Annotated in this window: 22 protein-coding genes and 1 tRNA gene; 8 read left to right on the top strand and 15 right to left on the bottom strand. The window is 62.5% G+C overall.

Going from position 1 to position 22,383, the window contains the following annotated elements:
* Window positions 1–101 precede the first annotated feature (101 nt).
* Complete coding sequence (locus CAP37_RS11335) at window positions 102–1,064, top strand: type I restriction enzyme HsdR N-terminal domain-containing protein (RefSeq protein WP_086124253.1); 963 nt, start codon at window positions 102–104, stop codon at window positions 1,062–1,064.
* Window positions 1,065–1,288: 224 nt separating this feature from the next.
* Here the strand turns inward: CAP37_RS11335 and CAP37_RS11330 are convergent, their stop codons facing one another.
* Complete coding sequence (locus tag CAP37_RS11330) at window positions 1,289–1,903, bottom strand: hypothetical protein (protein WP_218776851.1); 615 nt, start codon at window positions 1,901–1,903, stop codon at window positions 1,289–1,291.
* A 401-nt stretch (window positions 1,904–2,304) separates the two neighbouring features.
* Between CAP37_RS11330 and CAP37_RS11320 the strand changes: the two genes are divergently transcribed.
* Window positions 2,305–2,565 carry a hypothetical protein gene (locus tag CAP37_RS11320; protein ID WP_086124954.1) on the top strand — a complete coding sequence of 87 codons (261 nt, stop codon included), beginning with the start codon at window positions 2,305–2,307 and terminating at the stop codon, window positions 2,563–2,565.
* 308 nt (window positions 2,566–2,873) lie between these two features.
* On the opposite strand, the gene CAP37_RS11315 is transcribed toward CAP37_RS11320, so the two are convergent.
* The 9 genes from CAP37_RS11315 to CAP37_RS11275 all read right to left on the bottom strand — a co-directional run bounded on the left by CAP37_RS11315 (window position 2,874) and on the right by CAP37_RS11275 (window position 11,042).
* Window positions 2,874–3,515, bottom strand: a complete 642-nt coding sequence (locus CAP37_RS11315; RefSeq protein WP_086124250.1) for a hypothetical protein — start codon at window positions 3,513–3,515, stop codon at window positions 2,874–2,876.
* Between the two features lie 37 nt (window positions 3,516–3,552).
* Window positions 3,553–3,822: a hypothetical protein gene (locus CAP37_RS11310; RefSeq protein ID WP_086124249.1), complete on the bottom strand. Its 270-nt coding sequence runs from the start codon at window positions 3,820–3,822 to the stop codon at window positions 3,553–3,555.
* A 194-nt stretch (window positions 3,823–4,016) separates the two neighbouring features.
* Window positions 4,017–6,443 (bottom strand): DUF3987 domain-containing protein, encoded by a 2,427-nt coding sequence (locus CAP37_RS11305; RefSeq protein WP_086124248.1) that lies wholly within the window; start codon window positions 6,441–6,443, stop codon window positions 4,017–4,019.
* A complete protein-coding gene (locus CAP37_RS11300) occupies window positions 6,440–6,718 on the bottom strand; it encodes a hypothetical protein (protein WP_086124247.1) in 279 nt (92 codons plus the stop codon). The genes CAP37_RS11305 and CAP37_RS11300 overlap by 4 nt, the downstream gene beginning before the upstream one ends.
* Before the next feature lie 9 nt (window positions 6,719–6,727).
* Window positions 6,728–6,985 carry an AlpA family transcriptional regulator gene (locus CAP37_RS11295; RefSeq protein WP_086124246.1) on the bottom strand — a complete coding sequence of 86 codons (258 nt, stop codon included), beginning with the start codon at window positions 6,983–6,985 and terminating at the stop codon, window positions 6,728–6,730.
* Window positions 6,986–7,096: 111 nt separating this feature from the next.
* A complete protein-coding gene (locus CAP37_RS21545; protein ID WP_143435928.1) occupies window positions 7,097–7,945 on the bottom strand; it encodes a hypothetical protein in 849 nt (282 codons plus the stop codon).
* A gap of 90 nt (window positions 7,946–8,035) precedes the next feature.
* Window positions 8,036–9,277, bottom strand: coding sequence for an integrase arm-type DNA-binding domain-containing protein (locus tag CAP37_RS11285; protein ID WP_086124244.1), 1,242 nt, complete (start codon window positions 9,275–9,277; stop codon window positions 8,036–8,038).
* 187 nt (window positions 9,278–9,464) lie between these two features.
* Window positions 9,465–9,538, bottom strand: a tRNA-Gly gene (locus CAP37_RS11280).
* A gap of 13 nt (window positions 9,539–9,551) precedes the next feature.
* On the bottom strand, window positions 9,552–11,042 hold the full coding sequence (locus CAP37_RS11275; RefSeq protein ID WP_086124243.1) for an NAD-dependent succinate-semialdehyde dehydrogenase: 1,491 nt from the start codon (window positions 11,040–11,042) through the stop codon (window positions 9,552–9,554).
* 181 nt (window positions 11,043–11,223) lie between these two features.
* Here CAP37_RS11275 and alaS point away from each other — a divergent pair, with 181 nt between their 5' ends.
* The 3 genes from alaS (at window position 11,224) to CAP37_RS11260 (ending at window position 15,620) form a co-directional block, all read left to right on the top strand.
* Window positions 11,224–13,845 (top strand): alanine--tRNA ligase, encoded by a 2,622-nt coding sequence (alaS, locus tag CAP37_RS11270; protein ID WP_086124953.1) that lies wholly within the window; start codon window positions 11,224–11,226, stop codon window positions 13,843–13,845.
* On the top strand, window positions 13,842–14,369 hold the full coding sequence (locus CAP37_RS11265; protein WP_218776850.1) for a TlpA disulfide reductase family protein: 528 nt from the start codon (window positions 13,842–13,844) through the stop codon (window positions 14,367–14,369). Before alaS ends, CAP37_RS11265 begins: the two co-directional genes overlap by 4 nt.
* Before the next feature lie 126 nt (window positions 14,370–14,495).
* Entirely contained in the window at window positions 14,496–15,620 is a 1,125-nt protein-coding gene (locus CAP37_RS11260; protein WP_086124241.1) for a transglutaminase family protein, read from the top strand.
* On the opposite strand, the gene CAP37_RS11255 is transcribed toward CAP37_RS11260, so the two are convergent.
* The 5 genes from CAP37_RS11255 to CAP37_RS11235 all read right to left on the bottom strand — a co-directional run bounded on the left by CAP37_RS11255 (window position 15,595) and on the right by CAP37_RS11235 (window position 20,378).
* A complete protein-coding gene (locus CAP37_RS11255) occupies window positions 15,595–16,548 on the bottom strand; it encodes a pseudouridine synthase (RefSeq protein ID WP_086124240.1) in 954 nt (317 codons plus the stop codon). The two genes, CAP37_RS11260 and CAP37_RS11255, sit on opposite strands and share 26 nt — an antisense overlap.
* A gap of 10 nt (window positions 16,549–16,558) precedes the next feature.
* Window positions 16,559–17,287 (bottom strand): tRNA (guanosine(46)-N7)-methyltransferase TrmB, encoded by a 729-nt coding sequence (trmB, locus tag CAP37_RS11250; RefSeq protein WP_086124952.1) that lies wholly within the window; start codon window positions 17,285–17,287, stop codon window positions 16,559–16,561.
* 35 nt (window positions 17,288–17,322) lie between these two features.
* Window positions 17,323–18,204 carry a tRNA glutamyl-Q(34) synthetase GluQRS gene (gene gluQRS / locus CAP37_RS11245; RefSeq protein WP_086124951.1) on the bottom strand — a complete coding sequence of 294 codons (882 nt, stop codon included), beginning with the start codon at window positions 18,202–18,204 and terminating at the stop codon, window positions 17,323–17,325.
* A 19-nt stretch (window positions 18,205–18,223) separates the two neighbouring features.
* Window positions 18,224–19,312, bottom strand: a complete 1,089-nt coding sequence (locus CAP37_RS11240) for an NAD(P)/FAD-dependent oxidoreductase (protein WP_086124239.1) — start codon at window positions 19,310–19,312, stop codon at window positions 18,224–18,226.
* Between the two features lie 118 nt (window positions 19,313–19,430).
* Window positions 19,431–20,378 (bottom strand): LysR family transcriptional regulator, encoded by a 948-nt coding sequence (locus CAP37_RS11235; protein WP_086124238.1) that lies wholly within the window; start codon window positions 20,376–20,378, stop codon window positions 19,431–19,433.
* Between the two features lie 150 nt (window positions 20,379–20,528).
* Here CAP37_RS11235 and CAP37_RS11230 point away from each other — a divergent pair, with 150 nt between their 5' ends.
* From CAP37_RS11230 to CAP37_RS11220, 3 genes are all read left to right on the top strand, one after another.
* The gene (locus CAP37_RS11230; RefSeq protein WP_086124237.1) at window positions 20,529–21,230 is read left to right on the top strand and encodes a pirin family protein; all 702 of its coding nucleotides are present in this window, start codon (window positions 20,529–20,531) and stop codon (window positions 21,228–21,230) included.
* Window positions 21,231–21,291: 61 nt separating this feature from the next.
* Complete coding sequence (locus CAP37_RS11225) at window positions 21,292–21,699, top strand: DoxX family protein (protein WP_086124236.1); 408 nt, start codon at window positions 21,292–21,294, stop codon at window positions 21,697–21,699.
* Window positions 21,700–21,733: 34 nt separating this feature from the next.
* Window positions 21,734–22,288: a flavodoxin family protein gene (locus CAP37_RS11220; RefSeq protein WP_086124235.1), complete on the top strand. Its 555-nt coding sequence runs from the start codon at window positions 21,734–21,736 to the stop codon at window positions 22,286–22,288.
* The last annotated feature ends 95 nt before the right edge of the window (window positions 22,289–22,383 follow it).

Genomic DNA, 22,383 nt, shown 5'->3' with positions numbered 1-22,383 from the left:
AGCGCACTACTGACCGCCTCTAGTTGAGCAAGGTGCGTATTTGACTGAAGGCAACGGGCCCCGAGCAATCTTGTCCCAGGTAAACCAAGAGTTAGGCACCTATGTTTGCGAATCTGACAGCCGCTGCATTTGACGACCCAGACTTCAAGGAGGACTCTGTTCGGGAGTTGGTGATCGTCCCAATCCTTTCGCGACTTGGATACCTGCCTTCTGGCGGGGCTCGAGTCTTGCGCAGCAAGAAGCTACGACAGCCGTTCATTCGATTGGGCACACGCAATCATCCGGTGACGATCATCCCTGACTACACCCTTGTTTTGAAGGACAAACCTGCTCTTATCCTTGATGCAAAGGGCCCGAATGAAGGGGTCCTTGACCCCATGCATGTTCAGCAAGCGTATAGCTATGCCGTTCATCCCGAGATTCGTTGTCGAGAGTTTGCGCTGTGCAACGGCCGAGAGCTTGCAATTTTCAGTACCGATCACGCCGACCCTCTCTTACATCTCGCGTTTGACGAATTCGAGTCGCGGTGGGAGGAAATCGTGAAGTACATGTCGCCGGAGTATCTGGCCGAACCCGCGCGCCGCAAATTCGCGCCCGACTTTGGGTTCAAGCTCCACCGACTAGGGTTTTCTCACGACTCGGCTTTGGTCATGTTCGGCACTCGTCTGAACCTGTTTGGACGAGTGAACGACAATCTCATCACTGCGAGCGCGAATACAGAGTTTGCGGGAGAACCTCACTGCGTCAGCTTCGATTTCTCACCGTCGATGCTCCCAACGATCGTTTCAGGCCTCCCTCAGCCACTCGCCGAGCAGTTCTGTGAAGCTCTCGGTCGCTCTCCCTTCATGGCTGCCGCGGGCTTGGCAATAGAGCTAGACCTGGTCGCGCACTTAGGGCCTGAGACGCAAGGCCAAAGTGAATCTTTCATGCCTCTGATCATTGAACAAGTGCGCGAGTCTCGCTTCAATCCTGAAGCAGTGGCCGGAGATCCGAACGATGTTCCCCCACATGTGTTCAAGCTTCGCGACGCGTTCGTCATCAAACATGGGCCGGAAGATGCCTAACTGGTCGGCCGACTCGGACACATTGCGGTAAGTGGCCGCACATTGCCATTGGAAGTCCGGCACGGTGCAGCCCTAACCGCAACGTGCCGCTCACCGTCACGTTGAGCGACTGCTTTCCTCTTGACCATCCGGCCGCTTTGTGGCCGATGGGCGTCATGCGATCTCAAGCTGGACCGGGCCCAAAACTGCATTGCAGCAGTTATGGGCCACGAGCGACCATCCCTTCACTGGCGAGAAGGCTTGGGCTCAAGATCGGCTTCCATCTGCTTCACCAAGTCACTCAGGCACTCCGCACCTTGGTTTCTGTCTCGGTCGGACAACTGTGCAACGCCTGAATAGATGCGGTCGATGCCTTCCCCTTTGACCCTTACGCCTATGGTCAGCGGCGTGCCGTCAGCCACTGAGTCAAACAACTTCGCAACAGCAGCAATTGATTCGCCGTAAAGCAGGTAGCCCTGATTCTCCCCCGGGATCACTTTGCCATTCAGCGCCTTGGTCGGCTTCTCGCCTTGTGCCTTCATCCAAAAGCTTGCGATCTGTCTGTTCTCGGCCTTCCCCGGCGCGCCAGCTTTGACTGCAACGCGAACAGCCCCGCCCTTGAGCAACGCCACACCCTCTGCGTAAATGTTGAAGGACGTATCCAAAATGATGACTGACGTAAGCCCCGCAAGGGACTGCGGAATGCTTTTGAGGCGATAGCCACACCCCTGAATCGCACCATCCTTGATCTGCATCTGAGGTTCTGCAATGACCGTTGCCTGTTCAACAGTCCCAGCCATTGCAGTTGACGCAGCAATGACAAGCGCGCATAGCGCGGAGCAATGTAGAGGCAATTTCAAATGTGTTCTCCCTTGGTCAGCGGGGTAACGCGGTCAGCAGTTCCCGCGCTTCTTTAATCTCGGCACTCACCAGGCGCGACAACTGTCGGAGCATTTGCCGATGACCGCCTTTGTAACCGTTCTTTGACGCGGTGGCCTTACCGCTGGATGTCTTCGGTCCGGTGGACTGCCTCCAAGGTTTCCATGTACGGATCAGTGCCGCTTGCCGCGCCCGTCGTTCTGGCGTCCATCCGTTTGACATGCAGTGCTCCTTGGTTGAATTTCACCATGTTCGTTGCTGTCTCGACGAACGCAGCCAGATTTCAGATGTTTCGTGACTTTTCCCATTGGTCAGAGATGTTTCCTGATGAAGAATCCAAGGAGATCCGTTGCTGTCGGGATCTTTTATGAGGTCAGTGAGCATGAAAACAGGAAAATGGTTGGTGGTGCTGCTCGCGGTAGGTACTGTGGTTTCGGTGTGTGCAGAGATGTATCGAGTCAATGTCCGTCGAGTTGATCAAGATCTTTACAAGACGAGCGAGGGCTTCTTCATCCAGACGAAATACTGCTATGAATACACCTATGGCGACGATGCTGTATTGAGGTACGAGCGCTACTCCTACGACAACAAGCTCATCTTCGATAGCGGGACTACCTGCGAGGTCGCAAAGGTGTTCAGGTGAATACTCGGTTCTGGACAACCCGCAGACTAAAAGCAACTTGCGAGTCATGCGGTTGTACTCCGCACGCTCCCCGTCGTCGCTGCGGCAAGTGTGATCAACTCGTTTGCGTCTCCAACTGTTGGGATCGGAAGATAAACGTCTGCCGCTCTTGTGCCAGAAAAGTTCTTCTAACATTGAATGAGGGAAAGGCGGGCGGGGCGGTGGCACCCCTCCCAACTAAATCACAAGATGCCAACAAACCGCCTATAAATGCAGCGCAGTACGTTCCAAAAACCGTGATCTGCACCAAATGCCACCAATGGACAACGCTACCCTGCGCCAGGTGCGGATCGCGCGAAGGTCGTTGAATCACCTACTCCCTTGAGTTTTCCGGTGTCCATCCGTTCGCCATGCTGTCGCTCCAATAGTTCGGTCTGCGCGGGTTTTGTTTCTCCCGCGTGCGCGGGGGCGTGCGTACTGGTCGCGTAAGGCGGTGCCGCCCCGTTGTTGACCTGTTGCGGGCCGTGGGCAATGTTGGCCTGCTTCACGAAAGTCGCCTGCCGTGGATATTTCAAATCCACCAGCGCCGAAACGGTGGCCCGGCTTTGGGCTTGGGCCTTCAGTGCCAGCGCCATGAAGGTTTCAAACTGCCTTAGCTGTTGCTGGTTCGCCGCCCGCCGTGCGAGGCTGGTGAACATAGTTTGCAGCGCCGTGGCCTGCGATACGAGCATGGCCTCAAGCCTTGTCAGGTCTCCACCTTTCACCTCTTTGATGGTTTCGCGCAGGCACTCCACCATTTCCGCAAGGTCACAGTCTTTGCCCATGATGTTGCCCTGATAGGCCTCGATTACCGATGCCGCATTGATTGAAGGCACCAGCGCCGCCCGCGACAAAGATTGCTCGGGGGTCTGAGACGGCGTTGCCGGTATCGGCAGGGACTTGGGATCGTGTTTCGGTTTGGTCTTGCTCATGGCTTTTTCCTTTCTCGTTCGCGTGGACATAAGGCACTCACGGGGTGAAACCGTGGCAACGCTGCGGCATCGTCACCAGCTCACGCGACAGCCCTTGAGCCGATACGTCCGCGCTCGTTGCATTGCCGCAGCTCCAGCGGCCTGCGCCCGCAAGGTGTGAGCACTCCAGACACAACCGCCGGTCATCGGCCTCCCTGTCTCGCATCACCAGCTTGTCTGCCAGGCGTTCCGCTTCATTCAGCCCCATGCCTTGGTCCGTGAACCGCGCCAGCCGCCGCGTGAACGTGTCAATCTCCCCCGTGTTCATCGCGGTGGTGTGCGGCCAGCAATACAGGTCGGGGTCTGGCGGTGGGGCTGCGTCGTTTGCCGCATCTGCCTCGCCCGCTGAATTTTGAGAAAGGGCCGCCGGGTTGCCTACGAAACCTACGAAACCGGGTTCTGTAGGTTTTGTAGGTGGGGCGCAGGGCACTACCGCTGTTTTCTTCAGTCGCTCAAGCCAACTCATGCGCCAGCACTCCCGATCAACGCCACCGGGTTGATGGCATAGCGGTCACTTGGCCTACCGCCCGCTGGCACCGTCTGCCCGGGCCCCAGCTTGAGCCAGTCGAAGTCGGCCAGTACGTCAGCAGCCTTGCGCACCGCGTCGGGGGTCGCCAGTCCTGCCCATCCTTTTTGAGCCACCAGACGGGGGGTGAAGCTGTCCATCAGCACGCCGTCTCGGTCTATCAGCTTGCCGCCTTTGATCTTCGTCAGCAGCGCCGCCGCTGCGACTGTCTCAGGGATCACTGCCGCCGCATACAGGCGCTGTGCATGGGTGCGCAGGAAGTCGCCCCACACCAGCGCCCGGATCAGCTCACGCTCTCCGATCACGTTGCCGCTGTCGGGCGTGTCGATCAACGCGAACACCAGCGCCAGGGCAGGGATCAGCTTTCGGTACTTGGACAGGTGCGACACCATCGCCGGGTGCATGTCATCCCCGCGAATCTCGATTTCAAAGGGCACCAGCCACTCCACAAACAAAGCCTGCGCAGCGGCATCAAAACGCCATACATGCGCGTCTGTCTCGCTTGCTGGCGCTAGGGATGCGAGGCGCTCGAAAACTGCCCAGGCGGTCTGTTTCGCCGGGGTGTCGGGCCACTGGTCAACGTGGACAAAATCACCACTGGTGTCAGGCCACACCGTCAAGCCGAACCGCTGCAGCAGGCCATCATCTGCACTGCCACCCGCAACGGCACCGCGCACGTATTCCTGAACGCGGCCCGGCTGGATGCCGCCCAGCATCGACAGACAAACACGGGGCACATGCACGGTGCCTCGCTGGATGCGGTCAAAGGTGTATCCCTGATTGCCGTCATAGGCTTGGAGATAGAAGGCGCGTGATCCTTCTTGCCCTTGCTTGTCCAGGCTGGTCAGCAGCCCGTACAGTTCATCCCGATAGGAGAGAGTGCCCCATGGGTTCTCTTGCAACAGTTCGCCCAGCTTTTCCACCGTCGCGTCGTTGACGATGTAGCGCCGGGCCACGGGTTCGGCGGGTGCGTCGATTGGCTCTAGCAAGGCACGCGCTGCCGCCGGGTCTTTTAAGGCAAGCCCCTTGGCCTTCTTGCCGTTGGCGTCGCCCGCCAATTCGGCCACCTTGCAATCGAGCGCCCATGCATCGTGTGCCACCTGCCATTGCTCAAACTCGTTCGCCTGCAAACGGTTGAGCGGTCGCAGTGTGTCGGCCAGTGCAGGGCTTTTTTTCACGCCTGGCCGGCCTACCGTCATACCCCACAGATTCGGCACTACTTGCCAATCATCGCGTGCCTTGGGTTGCACCACAGCACGGGCACCGATCAGGCTTGATGCAGCCACCAGTGCGGCTACAGCCGGGAAATCAGGCGGGCATTGCATCCGGTGGGCAATGTCCATCACCCAGGGCCGCAACGCGTCTGGCATCAACTCCGCGTCGAAGGCTTGAACAGGTGGCAACGCATCAGGCAAGGGCGTGGGCTCCGGCCATGCGCCGCTTGATATGGCGGTAGCTTGCGCCGCTTGAATGCATTGGCGTACCGCGACCAGCCCGGCCAACTGGTGCAGGTCATTGAAGTCCGTCGCCTTGTCTGGTCGGCCTGCCGGGAACACGGGCACAGCCACACATCCGCCCACAGATTGCGCCGCCGCAGTCGCCTTGCTCAGCCCGGGGTTGCCCTCGGTCATGTGGTCATCGTCAGCGGCCACCGTGATCTTCAGCGCCTGGTATTTGATGCGCAGCGCAGATGCCACGGCCTCCAGGTTGCCCGCATTGAACGCCACCGCCACCGCGTGCCCTGTCGCCTCATGGATGGTCGCGCCGGTGGCGTAGCCTTCGCACACGATCAGCACGCCATCAGGTTTTCCGATGGCGAAGTAACAGCCCTTCACCCGTCCGCCAGGTTGAAAACGCTTGCTGCCGTCCGGTGCGATGGTTTGCAGGCTGTGCAGTGCCCCCGATGTATCCCGCATCGGGATCAACAAGTGATGGCCGTCAGACTTCACGCCGTGGGGCTTGATGCCCTTGCGCGTCAGGTATTCATGCTCGGTCGTCGGTGTCGCCTGAGTCAAGATCAGTGCCGCCGCCGCTGCAGCCTGCCGCTGCCGTTCCACCTGTTCTGCCTCGCGCTGCATCCGCATGGCGTTGACTCGCTGGCGGTGGGCATCGCGCTCCGTCGCAGTCATCTCGTTGTCGGCCTTGCCGCACCAGGTGGATTGCAGGCCCTCGCGCCAGCATCCGAATGCACCAGACGGGATGCCGTCCAGGTGCAACAAATACCAGCCCGAATCATCAGCCCGCTTGCCGCTGGTGCTGAAACGGTGGATGGCGCCGTCCGCCTCGATCGCGTCTGGCGGTGTCAGGCCAGCCGATGCAATCGCGGCCCGGAAATGCTCGGAGGGATCAGACCCTGCAATCACAGCCGCCCCCCAATCTGCTCCAGGAATCGCCGCGCCGTGTCAATGGTGGGCAGGTAGCGCACCAGTCCGCAACGTTCGGCCCAATATGTCACCGCCCCGTCTGCCGGGTCTGTTCGGTGTAACGCGTGGCCCTTCATTGCGAACGCTGCCCGCAGGTTAGAAAACGCTTTGTCGTTGCGCTCCGCCGTGGGAAAATTGAGATCGTTGATCGTGTTGCCTGCCGTGGGATTGCCGTCCCCGGTGGGCGTTTCTTTTGGGGTGGTGTTGATCGTCATAGTCACCCCTTACGCGGCCAGCAATACGGCCAGCTTTTTTCCCCGCTGCGAATGAAGCAGATTCACCAGTTCGCGGATCTCGTCCTCTGATTGACCGCTGATACGTGCCGCGTTGATGGCTTCGACTTCATTTGATGGCCAGCCAACAGACCTCTGCCCGATCTGCACAGGCTTGGTGAAAAGACCGGCCTTGATAGCGTTGTAGATGCTTGCATGGGAGCGGTGTCCCGTTTCAGCCTTAACGGCTGGCATTCTCAAGATAGACATTTTTGCCCCTATATGACATTGGCGCAACTTGCCAACGGGGCTAAATATCAAACCTAGTGTTCTCGATGGAGGGCAGTTGCCAAAATCAATGGGCAAATGCCCGCCGATGTCTTACTTGGCGCGACTTCCTAAGGCATCAGGTATTTTTTTCAGGTGCTCCTCTATCGCTCGTTTTGAGACGGGCGCACCCATGCGGACGGTTAAATCTTCTATCACCACCGCAGCCTTGCTGGGAGTAGAGATCTTGATATTCGCCTCTTGCGCCAAGGCGGCAATGATGGTCAGCAAGGTGTCGCGCTCGCGGGTCAGCAACGGTTTCTCGGCTCGTTCTGACCCTTCACTCATGCTCTGCTCAAGCTGTCTCAGTGCATCGGTCCGGACTACTAGAACGCTGTCTGTCGGTAAGGCTCCTGCTGGAAAATATTCAACACTGCGACGCGTCGGAGATCGCTTTTGTTTGTCGATGATTTTTGATTCATTGAATTCAAAAGACGTCTGAATTTCGTAGAGACCTCCACTTTCTGAAGCAACGAAAATACCTTCAAGCGTTACCCCAGTGACCTCTGGTCCGTTCGTTAAGTTTTGATATTCATGCTCTACATCTATCCGCTCACCGCCCGTCAATGGCAAATCCCAGATGCCTTCATTCAAGCGAGTGACGCCTTCCGTTACTTGAAATGTGCCTCTTGAATCTGACCAGATTCGTCCACCAGCAGGAATACTCACCGTGCGCACGCCATCCAACGAAGGCATTTCAACCCACTTAATGTCATCGACATTAACTGGTGTGCAATAGCGGCCATATGCTCCGTTGACCAATTGAACTGAAAGCTTTAAGTGACCATCAAGTGCAAGTCTCAAAACATCTGCTTCACCCACCTTTTCACCGAAGATCGTAGATAGTCTTATTGCAGTGTCGCTAATCGACATCCACTTTTTCAGCTTGAATAAGTTACTCATGCGCCCCTCGCGCCACCCTGAATTGAGGTGCCAGCCCAGCCCGTCAGGGAAACGGGTTTTTCGGGGATCAGCCTAGGGCTGGCAAAAATCTTAGGCCCGTTTGAACTCGATCACCTCGGCACCGGCTCGCAGCTTGTCCAAATAGTCGGCCCACGTCTGCATCATCTGGCGACGCTGCCCCAGGTAGTCGGCACGGTCATAGGCGCTGCCTAGCGGCCCGCTTTTCCCGTGGCCAAGTTGAGCTTCCACCATGTCAGCGGGAATACCGGGGATGCGCTCCGCGATCATGGTGCGGGCCATCGCTCGAAACCCGTGGGCCACATGTTCATCGTTTCCAAAGTCCAGCCGACGCAGCGCCGCATTGATCGTGCCGTCGCTCATTGGTTTGTTGCGGTCCCGCGCCCCCGGAAGCACATAGCGCCCGCCCCCGGTCAACTGCTCCAGCATTTTCAGAATGCGCACCGCTTGGGTGGACAGGGGCACGAGGTGGGGCTTGCCGTTGACCTTCTCGTGTTTCTTGCGCTTCATGTCAGACGGTGGAATGGTCAGCATGGCCCCCTCCAGATCAACCCATGCCCATTCCATTGCCCGGATGTTGCCGGGCCGCTGAAAGAACAGGGCAGAGAGTTGCATTGCCGCCAGCGTGGCCGGTTGCCCGGTGTAGCCGTCGATGGCCCGCAGCAAGCCCCCGGCCTCCACCGGATCAAGCACCGCTGAAAAGTGTTTCGCCACATGGGGCTTGAGTGCGCCCTTCAGGTCGCCCGCCGGGTTGCTCTCACAGTAGCCTGTCTGAATGCCGTAGCGGAACACCTGCCCGGCCATCTGTTGCAGGTCTTGCGCCGTGCTGAGAATGCCCTTCGCCTCTGCCTTGCGCAGCGCCGCCAATAGAGACGGGGCTTTGATTTTGCTCACCGGCAAACTGCCGATGTGTGGGAACAGGTAAATCTCGTTCATCCGCAGCCACTTGGTGCCGTGGCCGTCGCTCCAGCCCGCCGCCTTGACGGCGTGGAACTCACGGGCCACCGCTTCAAAGGTAGTTGCCCCGGTCGCGGCCTTGGTCAGCTTTTCAAGCTTGCGCGACTCTATCGGGTCACGGCCCTCCGCCTTTTGCACCTTGGCTGCATCCCGCTTGTTTCGTGCCTCCCTCAAGGTCACTGCCGGATAGCTGCCCAGCGCTAGGCGCGTCTCCTTGCCCCCCTTGTACAGCTTCAGAAACCAACGCTTTGAACCGCTCGGACTGACTTCCAGGTACAGGCCTGCCGAATCGGTCAGGCGCATCCGCTTCTTGTCGGGCGGGCAGGTGCTGTTCTTGCAATCAGGATCAGTGAGCATCGGGGAACAGCTTTCCAGGTTTGTGCCCCGGTTCTACGGGTAGGGGTTTGTTTGTTCCCCGCATTGTTCCCCGCTCTCGTTCCGACTGTCAATGTCTGCCGCTGGACGTTGCTGCAACGCAGAGTGTTGATTCACCAATGAAAAAGGCCGTCAGGTGCATGTCCTTGACGGCCTTTAGATGCTCATGTGGAGCGGGTGAAGGGAATCGAACCCTCGTATGAAGCTTGGGAAGCTGCCGTTCTGCCATTGAACTACACCCGCGAAGGCGTGGAGTTTACTTGAGGATGTCGCCCATGCAGAGGAACTTGATCTCCACGTAGTCGTCCATGCCGTGGTGCGAACCTTCGCGGCCCAGGCCTGACTGCTTGACGCCGCCGAAGGGCACATGCTCGGTGGCGAGAATGCCCACGTTGATGCCCACCATGCCGTATTCCAGTGCCTCGCTCACCCGGAAGATGCGGCCCACGTCGCGGCTGTAGAAGTAGCTGGCCAGGCCGAACTCGGTGTTGTTCGCGGCGTCAATCGCTTCCTGCTCGGTGTCGAACTTGAACACGGGAGCGAAGGGGCCGAAGGTTTCTTCCTTCGCACAGAGCATGTCGGCGGTGGCTTCGGCCACCACGGTGGGTTCAAAAAACTGGCCACTGCCCATTGAGGTGAGGCGTTTGCCTCCGGCCACCACGCGCCCGCCTTTGGCCAGCGCGTCGTCCACATGGCGCTGCACTTTCACCAGGGCGGCTTCCTCGATCAGCGGGCCCTGGTTCACTCCCTCGTCGAAACCGTTGCCGACCTTGGCGGTCTTCACCCGCGCGGCGAATTTCTCCACGAAGCTGTCGTACACGCCAGCCTGCACGTAGATGCGGTTGGAGCACACGCAGGTCTGCCCGGCGTTGCGGTACTTGCTGGCAAAGGCGCCTTCCACCGCGCTGTCGATGTCGGCGTCGTCGAACACGATGAAGGGTGCGTTGCCGCCGAGTTCGAGCGACATCTTTTTGACGGTGGGCGCGCTCTGCGCCATGAGGATACGGCCCACCTCGGTAGACCCAGTGAAGCTGATGTGGCGCACCACGTCGCTGGCGCACAGCGTCTTGCCGACCGCGATGGATTGGTCGCTGTCGGCGGTGATGACGTTGAGCACGCCAGCCGGAATGCCGGCGCGGATGGCCAGTTCGGCGGCAGCCAGCGCGGTCAGCGGCGTGAGCTCGGCCGGCTTGATGATCACCGGGCAGCCCGCCGCCAGCGCTGGCGCCACCTTGCGCGTGATCATGGCCAGCGGGAAGTTCCACGGCGTGATGGCCGCGCACACACCGATGGGTTGCTTCAGCACCAGCAAGCGGCGGTTGTTGTCGAAGGTGGGCAAGGTTTCACCATTGACGCGCTTGGCCTCCTCGGCAAACCACTCCACGAAGCTCGCGCCGTAGGCCACCTCTCCCTTGGCCTCTGCCAGGGGCTTGCCTTGTTCGGCGGTCATGAGGCGGCCCAGGTCGTCCTGGTTGACCATCAGCAGGTCGAACCACTTGCGCAGGATGTTGCTGCGCTCCTTGGCGGTCTTGCCCTTCCAGGCGGGCCACGCGGCGTTGGCGGCCTTGATCGCTGCTTCCGCATCGCTCGGGCTGAGGTTGGCCACGTCGGCCAGTTTGCGGCCAGTGGCGGGATCAAGCACGTCGAAGCGGCTGCTGCCAGCCACCCACTGGCCGTTGATCAGGCCATCGGTCTTGAGCAGGCTGGGATCTTTCAGCAGGGCCAGAGGGGATGTCTTCATGTCCATCGGAGGTCTCCATCGGGTCGGTGTTCGGTGGGGCGGCAATCATTTAACTTGTTAAACAACTGGCCTGCGATTGTGCCGCTTGCGGTCGTGAAAGCATAGCGGGCCGGCATGTTGGAAAATAGCGGGTTTGGTGCAGCCAGGCGCCGCCCGCTTTCAACGACCTTTCACCCACAAGGCCCCCATGACCCGCCCCGCATCCGTTGCCGACATTCGCAAGAGCTTCCTGGATTTCTTCGCCTCCAAGGGTCACACCGTGGTGGCGTCAAGCCCGCTCGTGCCCGGCAACGACCCCACGCTCATGTTCACCAACTCGGGCATGGTGCAGTTCAAGGACGTGTTCCTTGGCACCGACAAGCGGCCCTATGTGCGTGCAGCATCGGTTCAGGCCTGCCTGCGCGCTGGCGGCAAACACAACGACCTCGAGAACGTGGGCTACACCGCGCGCCACCACACCTTCTTCGAGATGCTGGGCAACTGGTCGTTTGGCGATTACTTCAAGCGCGAATCGCTGAAATGGGCCTGGGAACTGCTCACCGAGGTGTATCAGCTGCCCAAGGAGCGCCTGCTGGCCACCGTGTACGAAGAGGACGACGAGGCCTACGACATCTGGACCAAGGAAATCGGCTTGCCGCCTGAGCGCGTGATCCGCATCGGCGACAACAAGGGCGGGCGCTACAAGTCCGACAACTTCTGGATGATGGCCGACACCGGCCCCTGCGGCCCCTGCAGCGAAATTTTCTACGACCACGGCCCCCACATTCCCGGCGGCCCTCCGGGCAGTCCCGATGAAGACGGCGACCGTTTCATCGAGATCTGGAACAACGTGTTCATGCAGTTCAACATGGACGAAACCGGCGCCGTTACGCCGCTGCCCGCGCCCTGCGTGGACACGGGCATGGGTCTGGAGCGGCTCGCCGCGATCCTGCAGCATGTGCACAGCAACTACGAGATCGACATCTTCGACGCGCTCATCAAGGCCGCCGCCCGCGAAACGCACATCAGCGATCTGGCCAACCCCTCGCTCAAGGTGATTGCCGACCACATCCGCGCCACCGCCTTTCTGGTGAGCGATGGCGTGATTCCTGGCAACGAAGGGCGTGGCTATGTCCAGCGCCGCATCATCCGCCGCGCCATTCGCCACGGCTACAAGCTCGACCAGAAAACGCCGTTCTTCCACAAGCTCGTGCCCGATCTGGTGAAGCTCATGGGCGCTGCCTATCCGAACCTGGCCCGTCAGGAGCAGCGAATCGTGGAGGTGCTCAAGGCCGAAGAGGAGCGGTTCTACGAAACGCTGGCCAACGGCATGGAAATTCTCGACGCGGCGCTGGCCGGTGGTGCGAAGGTGCTGCCGGGCGATGTGGCCTTCAAGCTGCACGACACCTACGGCTTCCCGCTCGATCTTTCGGCTGACGTGTGCCGCGAGCGTGGCCTCTCTGTGGACGAGGCGGGCTTTCATGCCGCCATGGACAAGCAGAAGGCGCAGGCGCGTGCAGCGGGCAAATTCAAGATGGACAAGGCGCTGGACTACAGCGGCGCGGGCAACCAGTTTCTGGGCTACGAGCAGCTCGAGGCGCCCGGCAAGATCGTGGCGATCTACCTCGATGGCACTTCGGTCGCTGAGCTCAAGACCGGCCAGGGTGGCGTGATCGTGCTCGACAGCACGCCTTTCTACGCCGAGAGCGGCGGGCAGGTGGGTGACGAGGGCGTGATCACCAGTGGCTCTGCCCGGTTCGCGGTGAGCGATACCCAGAAAGTCCGCGCCGATGTGTTCGGACACCACGGCACGCTGGAGCAGGGCACGCTTAACGTGGGTGACAGCGTCGATGCAAAGGTGAACACCGCGCTGCGCGCGGCCACCGTGCGCAACCACAGCGCGACCCACCTCATGCACAAGGCGCTGCGCGAGGTGCTGGGTGACCATGTGCAGCAAAAGGGCTCGCTCGTGAACGCCGAACGCACGCGCTTCGACTTCACGCACAACGCGCCCGTGACGGACGCGCAGATCCGGAAGATCGAGGCGCTGGTGAACACCGAGATTCTCGACAACCACGCCACGCAGGCGCGGATCATGGACATCGAATCGGCGCAGAAGACGGGCGCCATGATGTTGTTTGGCGAGAAGTACGGCGAGACCGTGCGCGTGCTCGACATTGGCTCCAGCCGCGAACTCTGTGGCGGCACGCATGTGCAACGCACCGGCGACATCGGCATGTTCAAGGTGGTGAGCGAAGGCGGTGTGGCCGCCGGCATCCGCCGCATCGAAGCCATCACGGGCGCGAATGCCCTGGCTTACCTGCAGTCGCTCGAGGACACCGTGGCGCAGGCCGCCAGCGCACTCAAGGCACCCACGGCCGAACTCACGTCGCGCATCGGACAGACGCTGGACCAGGTGAAGTCACTAGAAAAGGAGCTGACCGCGCTCAAGGGCAAGCTCGCTTCCAGCCAGGGCGACGAACTCATGGCGCAGGCGGTGGACGTCAAGGGAATCAAGGTGCTGGCGGCCGTGCTCCAAGGTGCCGATGCGAAAACGCTGCGCGACACCATGGACAAACTGAAGGACAAGCTGAAGACCGCGGCCATCGTGCTCGCGGCGGTGGACGGGGGCAAAGTGCAGCTGGCCGCCGGCGTCACCACCGACAGCATGGGCAAAGTGAAGGCGGGCGAGCTGGTCAACTTCGTGGCGCAGCAGGTGGGTGGCAAGGGCGGCGGCAAGGCCGATATGGCCATGGCCGGTGGCACGGATGCCGCGGGCTTGCCCAAGGCGCTCCAATCGGTGCAGGGCTGGGTGGCCGAGCGCCTGTGAACGCCTGGAGCCGCAGGCAATGCCTTGGGGTGCTGGGCGCGGCGGTGCTCCTGCCTGCTGCGCATGGGCAAACGCCTGCCTATCAGCGCAGCCCCTGGCCGCGCTCTGAAGCCACGCCCAAGCTGGAAACCCTGGACTTGCAAGGCCAGCCTGTGCGGCTTGCCGACTTCAAGGGCCGTGCGGTGCTGCTCAATTTCTGGGCGAGCTGGTGTGAGCCCTGCCGGGCCGAGATGCCCACGTTGCAAGGCTTGCCGCCCCTGCTGGGTGAAGACCGCCTGGCTGTCATTGCGCTGAATTTCAAGGAGCCTGTGCAGCGTGCACAGCGCTTCGTTTCCCAGACCGGTCTCACCTTGCCGGTGTGGATCGATCCGCTGGGCGAGCATGCCCGGGCCTGGGGCGTGCGCGTGTTCCCCACCACCGTGCTGATCGACCGCCAGGGTCGTGCGCGCGAGCGCGTGCGCGGCGAGGTCGACTGGAGCAGCAATGAGGCGCTGGCTTGGGTGGAGCGGTTGATCGCGCTCTGATCCTCAGCACGCGGGCCCCATAATCCCCGCAGTTGGCACACCTCGAGTGGCCGGCTTTTCCAAGGCGATGCATCGCACCCTGTGTCTGCGGTTCCGCCCGTTTCCCAACATTCCGGAGTTCTTTTCATGACCACCGATCGCCGCACTTTCCTGCGTTGCGCTGCCACGTCCGTCGCCGCCGCATCCCCGCTCTTCCACTCCGCCTTTGCACAAGCGCCCGCGCCCCAGCCGGCGCGGCGGGAGTTCAATCCCCAGGTCGGCGCATGGCGCACCTTCGATGTGACGACGCGCGTGGACATCGCCAAACCGCAAGGCACCACGCAGGTCTGGTTGCCCGTGCCCACGGTGGAAAGCGACTGGCAACGGTCTTTCACCAGCGATTTCCGCAGCAATGGCAACGCGCGGCTGACCGAAGACCGTCAGTACGGTGCGCGTATGCTGCAAGTGAGCTTCGAGCTTGGTGTGGCCGCACCCTACGTGGAACTCACCAGCCGCGTGCAGACCCGAAACCGCGCGGAAGATTTCGCGCAGAAAACCTCCAGCACCGAAGATGCCGCCGGCCTGCGCTTCTGGACCCAGCCCACGCGCCTGCTGCCCACCGATGGCATCGTGCGCGACACGGCAATAAAGGCCACGCGCGGCGCGCGAACCGACGTGCAGAAGGCGCAGCAGATTTACGACTGGGTGGTGGCCAACACCTACCGCGAACCCAAGGTGCGTGGCTGCGGCGAGGGGGACATCAAGACCATGCTGGAAACCGGCAACCTGGGTGGCAAGTGCGCCGACCTCAACGCCATCTTTGTCGGCCTGTGCCGCGCCGCCGGCTTGCCCGCGCGCGACGTCTACGGCATTCGCCTTGCTCCGTCGGCGTTTGGCTACAAGGAACTCAGCGGCAACCCCGCCAGCCTCAAGGGCGCGCAACACTGCCGTGCCGAAGTGCACCTGGCCGGTCACGGCTGGGTGGCCATGGACCCTGCCGACGTGGCCAAGGTAATGCGCCTGGAAACGCCAGACTGGATCAAGACCACGCAGCATCCTGTGGTGGCCCCGGTCAATCGCGCGCTGTTTGGTGGCTGGGAAGGCAACTGGATGGCCTGGAACATGGCGCACGACGTGAAGCTGCCGCAGGCCCAGGGCCCGGAGCTCGGCTTCTTCATGTACCCCACGGCCGAGACCGGTGGGCAACGCCTCGACTCTTACGCCCCGGACGACTTCAAGTACCAGATTACGGCGCGCGAAGTGCGGGCCTGAGGGACGGCCAGGCCAGGGTGAGCGCGCTGCGGAAGCGGCGCTGCTCACCCGTCACGGGATCGACAAAGCCGATTTCGCAAGCCAGCAACCGCAGCGGTTCGGCGTAGTCCTCGGCTTCGTCCGGACCTCGAAGCACTTGCGGGTAGAACTGGTCGCCCGCGATGGGCAGGCCGAGCGCATTCATGTGCACGCGCAGCTGATGGCGCTTGCCGGTGAGCGGCGCCAGCCGGTAGCGCGCCCAGTGGTCCATCGATTCCAGCAGTTCGATGCGGGTCTCGCTGTTGGGCTCGCCCATCACTTCGCACATTCGGAAAAACGCGCCGTCTTCCTCGGCGATGCGGCTGCGCCGAACCACGGGCCAGCTCATAGTAGGATCGTGCGGTGCGACCGCTTCGTACAGCTTGTGCACGGCGCGCTCGCGGAATAGCCCCTGGTAGGCGTCGCGGTCTTCGGGCCGGAGGCTGAACAGCACCAGACCGGCGGTCTCGCGGTCGATCCGGTGGATCGGACTCAGCGAATCGATGCCCAGGCGGCGTTTCAGCCGGACCAGCAGGGTTTGTTGCACATAGCGCCCGCCCGGCGTGACCGGCAGAAAGTGCGGCTTGTCGACCACCAGCAGGTGATCGTCGCGAAAGACCACCGACTCCGTGAAGGGAACCTCGGGTTCCTGTTCGAGTGCGCGGTAGTAGTAGACGCGCGACCCTGGGACAAAAGGCGCATCGGGCAGCTGGGGTTCACCCGTCTCGCCAAGCACCTCGCCACTCGCCATGCGCTGCCGCCAGCTTTCGCGCCCCACGGCCGGCAGGCGCTCGGCCAGGAAATCTAGCAGCGTGGGCCAGGGGGCGTGCTTGTCGGAGGGCAGCGCCACGCAACTCGGCGACACCCCGAGGCGGGTCGGAATCAGCGAGTTCCTGGGCAGGCGGGCCAAGGGCTTCCGTTCAGAGACGGCGGAACACCAGATCCCACACGCCGTGGCCCAGCTTGAGGCCACGGTTCTCGAACTTGGTGAGTGGCCGGTATTCGGGCTGGGGCACGAAGCCAGTGCTGCCCGCGACCGCGGTGTTCTGCAGCATCGGCTCGGCAGTCAACACCTCCAGCATCTGATGGGCGTAGGGTTCCCAATCGGTCGCCAGGTGCAGATACCCACCGGGCTTGAGGTGGTGCGCCAGGCGGTTCACAAACGGGCCCTGGATCAGGCGGCGCTTGTGGTGGCGACTCTTGTGCCAGGGATCGGGAAAGAAAATGTGCACCCCGTCCAGGCTGTTCTCGCCGAGCATGTGGTTCAGTACTTCCACTGCATCGTGACGAATGATGCGGATGTTTTCCAGACCCTGCTCACCGGCGAGCTTGAGCAGCGCCCCCACGCCGGGCTCGTGCACCTCGCAGCACAGAAAGTTGTCGCCAGGCCGCACGGCCGCAATGTGCGCGGTGGCGCCGCCCATGCCAAAGCCGATCTCCATGACAAGCGGCGCGGTGCGGCCAAATGCAGCCTGGGCATCGAACTCACCGGGGGTGTAGTTCAGCAGGAAGTGCGGGCCGTAAAGCTCGTAGGCTTTGGTCTGCGCCACGGTGGTGCGCCCAGCCCGCAACACGTAGCTTTTCACCTCGCGCAGGTAGGGCACGTCGCTGGGGGGAATGCGCGGCAGCGCGTGGCGGGGGTCGGTCATGGGGGCGCGGCGATCGGTCGACGAAGGGATGGATTTTAGGCGCGCCAGGCCTTCGTCCACTCGGCGAGTGCGCCTGCCACCGTGCCGGTCGGTGCAGCGTGAAGCCCGAGCGTTTGCGCAGCGCGCCTCACCGCAGCCAGCGGATCGCGCAGATCCAGCGCCTGCGCGCCGTTCTGCTTGCTGAGCTTTTCGCCGTTGGCACCCAGCACCAGGGGGGTGTGCAGGTAAGCCGGCGTCGGCAGGCCCAGGGCGCGTTGCAGCAGCATCTGGCGCGCGGTGTTGTCGGCGAGGTCTTCACCACGCACCACATGCGTGATGCCCTGTTCGGCGTCGTCCACCACCACCGCGAGCTGGTAGGCCCACAGTCCGTCGGCGCGTCGAAGCACGAAGTCGCCCACCTCTGCCGTCACGTCCTGCGTCTGTGATCCCAGACGCCGGTCGCTCCACTCCACACGGGCCTCGGCAGGGTTCACCGCGAAGCGCCAGGCACGCGCCGGCTTTCCCTGAAGGCCGCCATTTTCGGGTCGGCAGGTGCCCGGGTAGGTGGCGGTCTGATGGCGTTCGCGGCTCACGCCCCGGGCAAGCAAAGCGGTTTCGATGTCCTTGCGCGAACACGCACAGGGGTAGGCTTGTCCGCTGGCGATGAGCGTGTCGAGCGCCTGCTGGTACCGCGTTGCCCGAGCCGATTGCCAGACCACAGCCTCATCGCTGACCAGGCCGCAGGCGTCGAGTTGTAGCAATATTTCCTGATCAGCGCCGGGGACGCAGCGCGGCGTGTCCACGTCTTCCATCCGGATCAGCCAGACACCGCCGTGAGCGCGAGCATCGAGCCAACTGGCCAGTGCGGCAACCAGCGAGCCGGCGTGCAGCGGCCCGGTGGGGGAGGGGGCAAATCGACCTCGGTACCGGGCCGTCATGGCCAATGCGGCCTTGCAGTCAGGCGATGGCCAGCGCCATCTCCAGTCCGGAGACGAAGGCATCTTCCACGCGGTGGCCCAGGCACCAGTCGCCGCAGACGCCGATGCCGAGCGATTTGTCGAACAGATGGGTCTTACCCAGTGGCGTCTGCGTTTGGGCGAAGCGCCAGCGGTGCACCACCGCGTGCGTGGGTGCCGCACGAATGCCGGTGATCTCGGCGAAACCCTTGAGCAGCTTGGCCTTGACGCGCTCGTTGTCGTCTTCCAGGTGCTTGGTGGACCATGCAGGACTGGCCTGAACGGTCCAGCGTTCGATGGGCTCGCGCCCGGGCTTGCTCGATTCACGCGCCAGCCAGCTGATGCGGTGGTGGGTGCTGCGCGCCGCATTCCACTGCGGTCCCAGGTGGGGCAGGCCGGGCTGCATGGCCTGCGGGTACGCGACCATGAGCGTCCAGCAAGGCGCCACGTGCACCGCGGTCAGTGTCTTGCGCAGCTCGGGCGCCAGGCCGGAGGTGAGCAGCAGGTCGTGAATCTGCGGGTGCGGCATGGCGAGCACGACCCGGTCGAAACCGCCAAGCACCTGCTGGCCACCCTGCGCGTCCTCGGCGCGCAGCTGCCATTGCTCCGCATGCAGCGCATCGCGCTCGATGCGCGAGACATGGGTGTCCAGCAGCGCGCGGGCCAGCAGGCCGCCGTGCATTTCAGGTTGCACCAGCGGCTGCGCCCAAAGATTGACCAGCGCGCTCATGCCGGGCGAGGCCACGAAATGGGGTTCGGTGGGGGGCGGTGCGCTGGCCAGCACGTGGCCGTATTCGTCGAGCACGCGCACGGTGCTGGCGCTCCACGGCCGAACGACGGCGGTGGCGTTGTTGCGCAGCGCGGTGTCGAAACGCGCGTCGCGCACAGTGAAGTACTGTGTGCCGTGATCGAAACCACCGAACTCCGTGCGTCGCGTCGCCATGCGGCCACCGAAGCCGCGGCTTTTCTCCAGCAACGTGACGCGGTGACCCGCCTGCACCAGGGTGCGAGCGCAGACGACACCCGCCATGCCGCCACCCACCACCGCAATGTGCAATGGAACGAAACCGGCCACCCGGGATCGGGCCATCGGTGTGGCGGCTGCGCGGGGTTTTTTGTGTTTTTGCATGTCTCGGTGCGCTAGGTGTTGCGGTTGGGCGTGTCGCCGACTGTAGCAGCCCGACTGGCGAATGCGGGGCGGGTCGAGGTCAAATCTGGTGGTGGTTGTGCAGCAGGGCATCGCGCGTTTTCGGGCTTTGCAGGCGGTCGAGCCACCAGCGCAGCGCGCGCCCGGTGTCGCCCGTGCTGCGGGGCTGGCGCCAGGCATAGGCCACGCGCAGCGTGCGGTTGGGTCGCTGCACCGTTTTGACGACCAGTCGCCCGGCATTGATGAAAGGCTGCGCCAGCGGCAGCGGCAGGAAACCGCTGCCCAGGCCACGCAGTTGGGCCTCCAGCTTGTGCTGCATCGTTGGCACGGTGAGCACGTCCTGCCCGGGCAGCAGGTTGTGGGTCACGCCACGCCCGCGCTGGGTGCTGTCGGCCACCGCCACGGCGCGGTGTTCGCGCATGTCTTCGTCAGACAGGCTGTGTGTGACCGCAGCCAGTGGGTGGTGCGGCGCCACGGCGTAGACGAACTGCAGAGCGCCCATGGGGGCTGACTGAAACTCGCTGAGCGTCATTTCGCTGGGCACGCCCAGGGCAATGTCGGCCTGGCCGCTCTGCAGCGCTTCGACGGTGCCGGAGAGCGTTTCCGCACGAAGCTTCAGCCGTGTGGGCGCGCCTTCCGCATAGAACGCTTCGCACAGTTCGAACAAGGTGGCGCGGGCGATGATGGCGTCTGCCGCAATGGTGAACTGCGGCTCCCAGCCGGTGGCCACGCGTTTGACGCGCTGTGCCACCGCGTCCAGTTCGTTCAGCAGGTATTGGCCGGAGCGCAGCAACTCGGCTCCTGCTGGCGTGAGAACGGCGCGGCGTGCGCTGCGGTCAAACAGCAGCACGTCGAGCGCGTCTTCCACCTGACGGATGCGGTAGGTGAGGGCGCTGGGCACCATGCCCACCTCCCGCGCAGCAGCGGCCATGCTGCCCAGCCGCGCCACGGCCTCCAGCAAACCGAGGTTTTCGGGCGAAAGGGCTGATCGTGGCGTGGAGGTGGCCATCGGTGTTTTTTTTCGATCATTCAAATGATTTGAATGATGCCATCAAATCCGTGCAGTCCAAAGAGGGGTCTGGCCACCCACAATTCTACCCATGTCAGCTAGAGGCGCCACAGCGCAGAAGCCAGCCCCACCGACGGAAAGGACCACGCCATGCTCCAGATTCGACGCTCCGAAGCCCGTGGCTATGCCGACCACGGCTGGCTCAAGAGCTACCACTCGTTTTCTTTCGCCGAGTACTTCGATCCCGCGTGGATGGGGTGGGGCAACCTGCGTGTGATCAACGAAGACCGCATCGCTCCCGGTACCGGCTTTGGCACGCACGGCCACCGCGACATGGAAATCATCAGCTACGTGCTGCAGGGCAACCTGGCGCACAAAGACAGCATGGGCAACGTGAAGGGCATCCCGCCCGGCGACGTGCAGCGCATGAGCGCCGGCAGCGGCGTGCGCCACAGCGAGTTCAACCACGCGCCCAACAGCACCACGCACTTCCTGCAGATCTGGATCGAGCCCAACGTGCGAGGCATCGAGCCAGGCTACGAACAGAAGAGCTTTGCCGAAGCTGAAAAGCGCGGGCAACTCCGCCTGGTTGCGTCGAAAGACGGCGCGAAGGGCTCGGTGACGATCCATGCCGATGCTGCCATGTATGCGGGTCTGCTCGACGGCAACGACGCCGCCGAACTCACGCTGAACCCGGCTCGCAAGGCCTATGTGCACCTGGTGCGAGGCGAGCTCGATGTGAACGGTCAGCGCCTGCAAGGCGGTGATGCCGCGGCGCTCACGGGTGAGAACCGCCTGGCGCTGACCAATGGCAAAGATGCCGAAGTGCTGGTGTTCGATCTCGCCGCCTGAAGATTTTCCCTACCCTCAACCCCTTCTACTTTTTTCACTTTTCACTTTCAAAGGAATCACCATGAACGCTCTTCAAAATCCCCTGGCCCTGATCGGCCGCATCCTGCTCGCCATCGTTTTCGTGCCGGCCGGCTTCAGCAAAATTGCTGGCTTCGCCGGCACCGTGGGCTACGCCACCGCCATGGGACTGCCCCTGCCGCAGGTGGGCGTTGCCATTGCGCTGGCGATTGAACTGATCGGTGGCCTCGCGCTGCTGATCGGCCTCGGCACCCGTTATGCCGCCATCGCACTGGCCGTGTTCACCCTGGTGGCCAGCTACTTCTTCCACGCCTACTGGGCTGTGCCGGCCGAGCAGCAGATGATGCAGCAGCTCATGTTCTTCAAGAACATCGCCATCACCGGTGGCTTGCTCGCCTTCGCCGCCTTCGGTGCCGGTGCCTTCAGCGTCGATGCCCGCCGCAAGGCCTGAGCCCATCCCCTGTTCCACTTTTCAAGGATCATTCATGTCCAAAGTTGTTGTGGTTTACCACTCGGGTTACGGTCACACCCAGCGCATGGCGCAATCGGTGGCCCAGGGCGCCGGCGCTGAGCTGATTGCCATCGACGCCGATGGCAACCTGCCCGAAGGTGGCTGGGAAGAGCTGGACGCGGCCGATGCCATCATCATGGGCTCGCCCACTTACATGGGCACCGTGAGCTGGCAGTTCAAGAAATTCGCCGACGCGTCCAGCAAGCCCTGGTTTTCGCAGAAGTGGAAGGACAAGATTGCCGCGGGTTTCACCAACAGCGCCGGCATGAATGGCGACAAGCTCGCCACGCTCAACACGCTGTTCACCCTGGCCATGCAGCACGGCATGATCTGGGTGAGCCAGGGCCTCATGCCCAGCAATACCAAGGGCGCGCAGCGCAACGACGTGAATTACCTGGTGAGCTACAGCGGCGCCATTGCCCAGAGCCCTTCGGATGCGGGTGCAGGCGACATGCTGCCGGGCGATCTTGAAACCGCAAGGTTATTTGGTGAGCGGGTGGCTGCCGTGGCTGCCAGGTTCAACCGCTGATCGAGGGGCGTGCCCGGGCCAGCCGCCGGGCCGCCCCCAAGGCAGGCCCAGCCCCCTCGGGGGGCAGCGACCCGCGCAGCGGCGGGGCGTGGGGG

The organism is Hydrogenophaga sp. IBVHS1, from assembly GCF_002127265.1.
Lineage (GTDB): Bacteria > Pseudomonadota > Gammaproteobacteria > Burkholderiales > Burkholderiaceae_C > Hydrogenophaga.
This window is presented reverse-complemented; position numbering and strand designations above follow the sequence as displayed.

Excerpts from the sequence above, each read along its gene's own strand:
- CAP37_RS11240 (WP_086124239.1), bottom strand. The coding sequence starts at position 19,312 with ATGGCCCGATCCCGGGTGGCCGGTTTCGTTCCATTGCACATTGCGGTG.
- CAP37_RS11235 (WP_086124238.1), bottom strand. The coding sequence starts at position 20,378 with ATGGCCACCTCCACGCCACGATCAGCCCTTTCGCCCGAAAACCTCGGT.
- CAP37_RS11285 (WP_086124244.1), bottom strand. The coding sequence starts at position 9,277 with ATGCTCACTGATCCTGATTGCAAGAACAGCACCTGCCCGCCCGACAAG.
- CAP37_RS11335 (WP_086124253.1), top strand. The coding sequence starts at position 102 with ATGTTTGCGAATCTGACAGCCGCTGCATTTGACGACCCAGACTTCAAG.
- CAP37_RS11320 (WP_086124954.1), top strand. The coding sequence starts at position 2,305 with ATGAAAACAGGAAAATGGTTGGTGGTGCTGCTCGCGGTAGGTACTGTG.
- trmB (WP_086124952.1), bottom strand. The coding sequence starts at position 17,287 with ATGACCGACCCCCGCCACGCGCTGCCGCGCATTCCCCCCAGCGACGTG.
- CAP37_RS11275 (WP_086124243.1), bottom strand. The coding sequence starts at position 11,042 with ATGGACATGAAGACATCCCCTCTGGCCCTGCTGAAAGATCCCAGCCTG.
- CAP37_RS11260 (WP_086124241.1), top strand. The coding sequence starts at position 14,496 with ATGACCACCGATCGCCGCACTTTCCTGCGTTGCGCTGCCACGTCCGTC.
- CAP37_RS11225 (WP_086124236.1), top strand. The coding sequence starts at position 21,292 with ATGAACGCTCTTCAAAATCCCCTGGCCCTGATCGGCCGCATCCTGCTC.
- CAP37_RS11230 (WP_086124237.1), top strand. The coding sequence starts at position 20,529 with ATGCTCCAGATTCGACGCTCCGAAGCCCGTGGCTATGCCGACCACGGC.
- alaS (WP_086124953.1), top strand. The coding sequence starts at position 11,224 with ATGACCCGCCCCGCATCCGTTGCCGACATTCGCAAGAGCTTCCTGGAT.
- CAP37_RS11295 (WP_086124246.1), bottom strand. The coding sequence starts at position 6,985 with ATGTCTATCTTGAGAATGCCAGCCGTTAAGGCTGAAACGGGACACCGC.
- gluQRS (WP_086124951.1), bottom strand. The coding sequence starts at position 18,204 with ATGACGGCCCGGTACCGAGGTCGATTTGCCCCCTCCCCCACCGGGCCG.
- CAP37_RS11220 (WP_086124235.1), top strand. The coding sequence starts at position 21,734 with ATGTCCAAAGTTGTTGTGGTTTACCACTCGGGTTACGGTCACACCCAG.
- CAP37_RS11300 (WP_086124247.1), bottom strand. The coding sequence starts at position 6,718 with ATGACGATCAACACCACCCCAAAAGAAACGCCCACCGGGGACGGCAAT.
- CAP37_RS11315 (WP_086124250.1), bottom strand. The coding sequence starts at position 3,515 with ATGAGCAAGACCAAACCGAAACACGATCCCAAGTCCCTGCCGATACCG.
- CAP37_RS11310 (WP_086124249.1), bottom strand. The coding sequence starts at position 3,822 with ATGAACACGGGGGAGATTGACACGTTCACGCGGCGGCTGGCGCGGTTC.
- CAP37_RS21545 (WP_143435928.1), bottom strand. The coding sequence starts at position 7,945 with ATGAGTAACTTATTCAAGCTGAAAAAGTGGATGTCGATTAGCGACACT.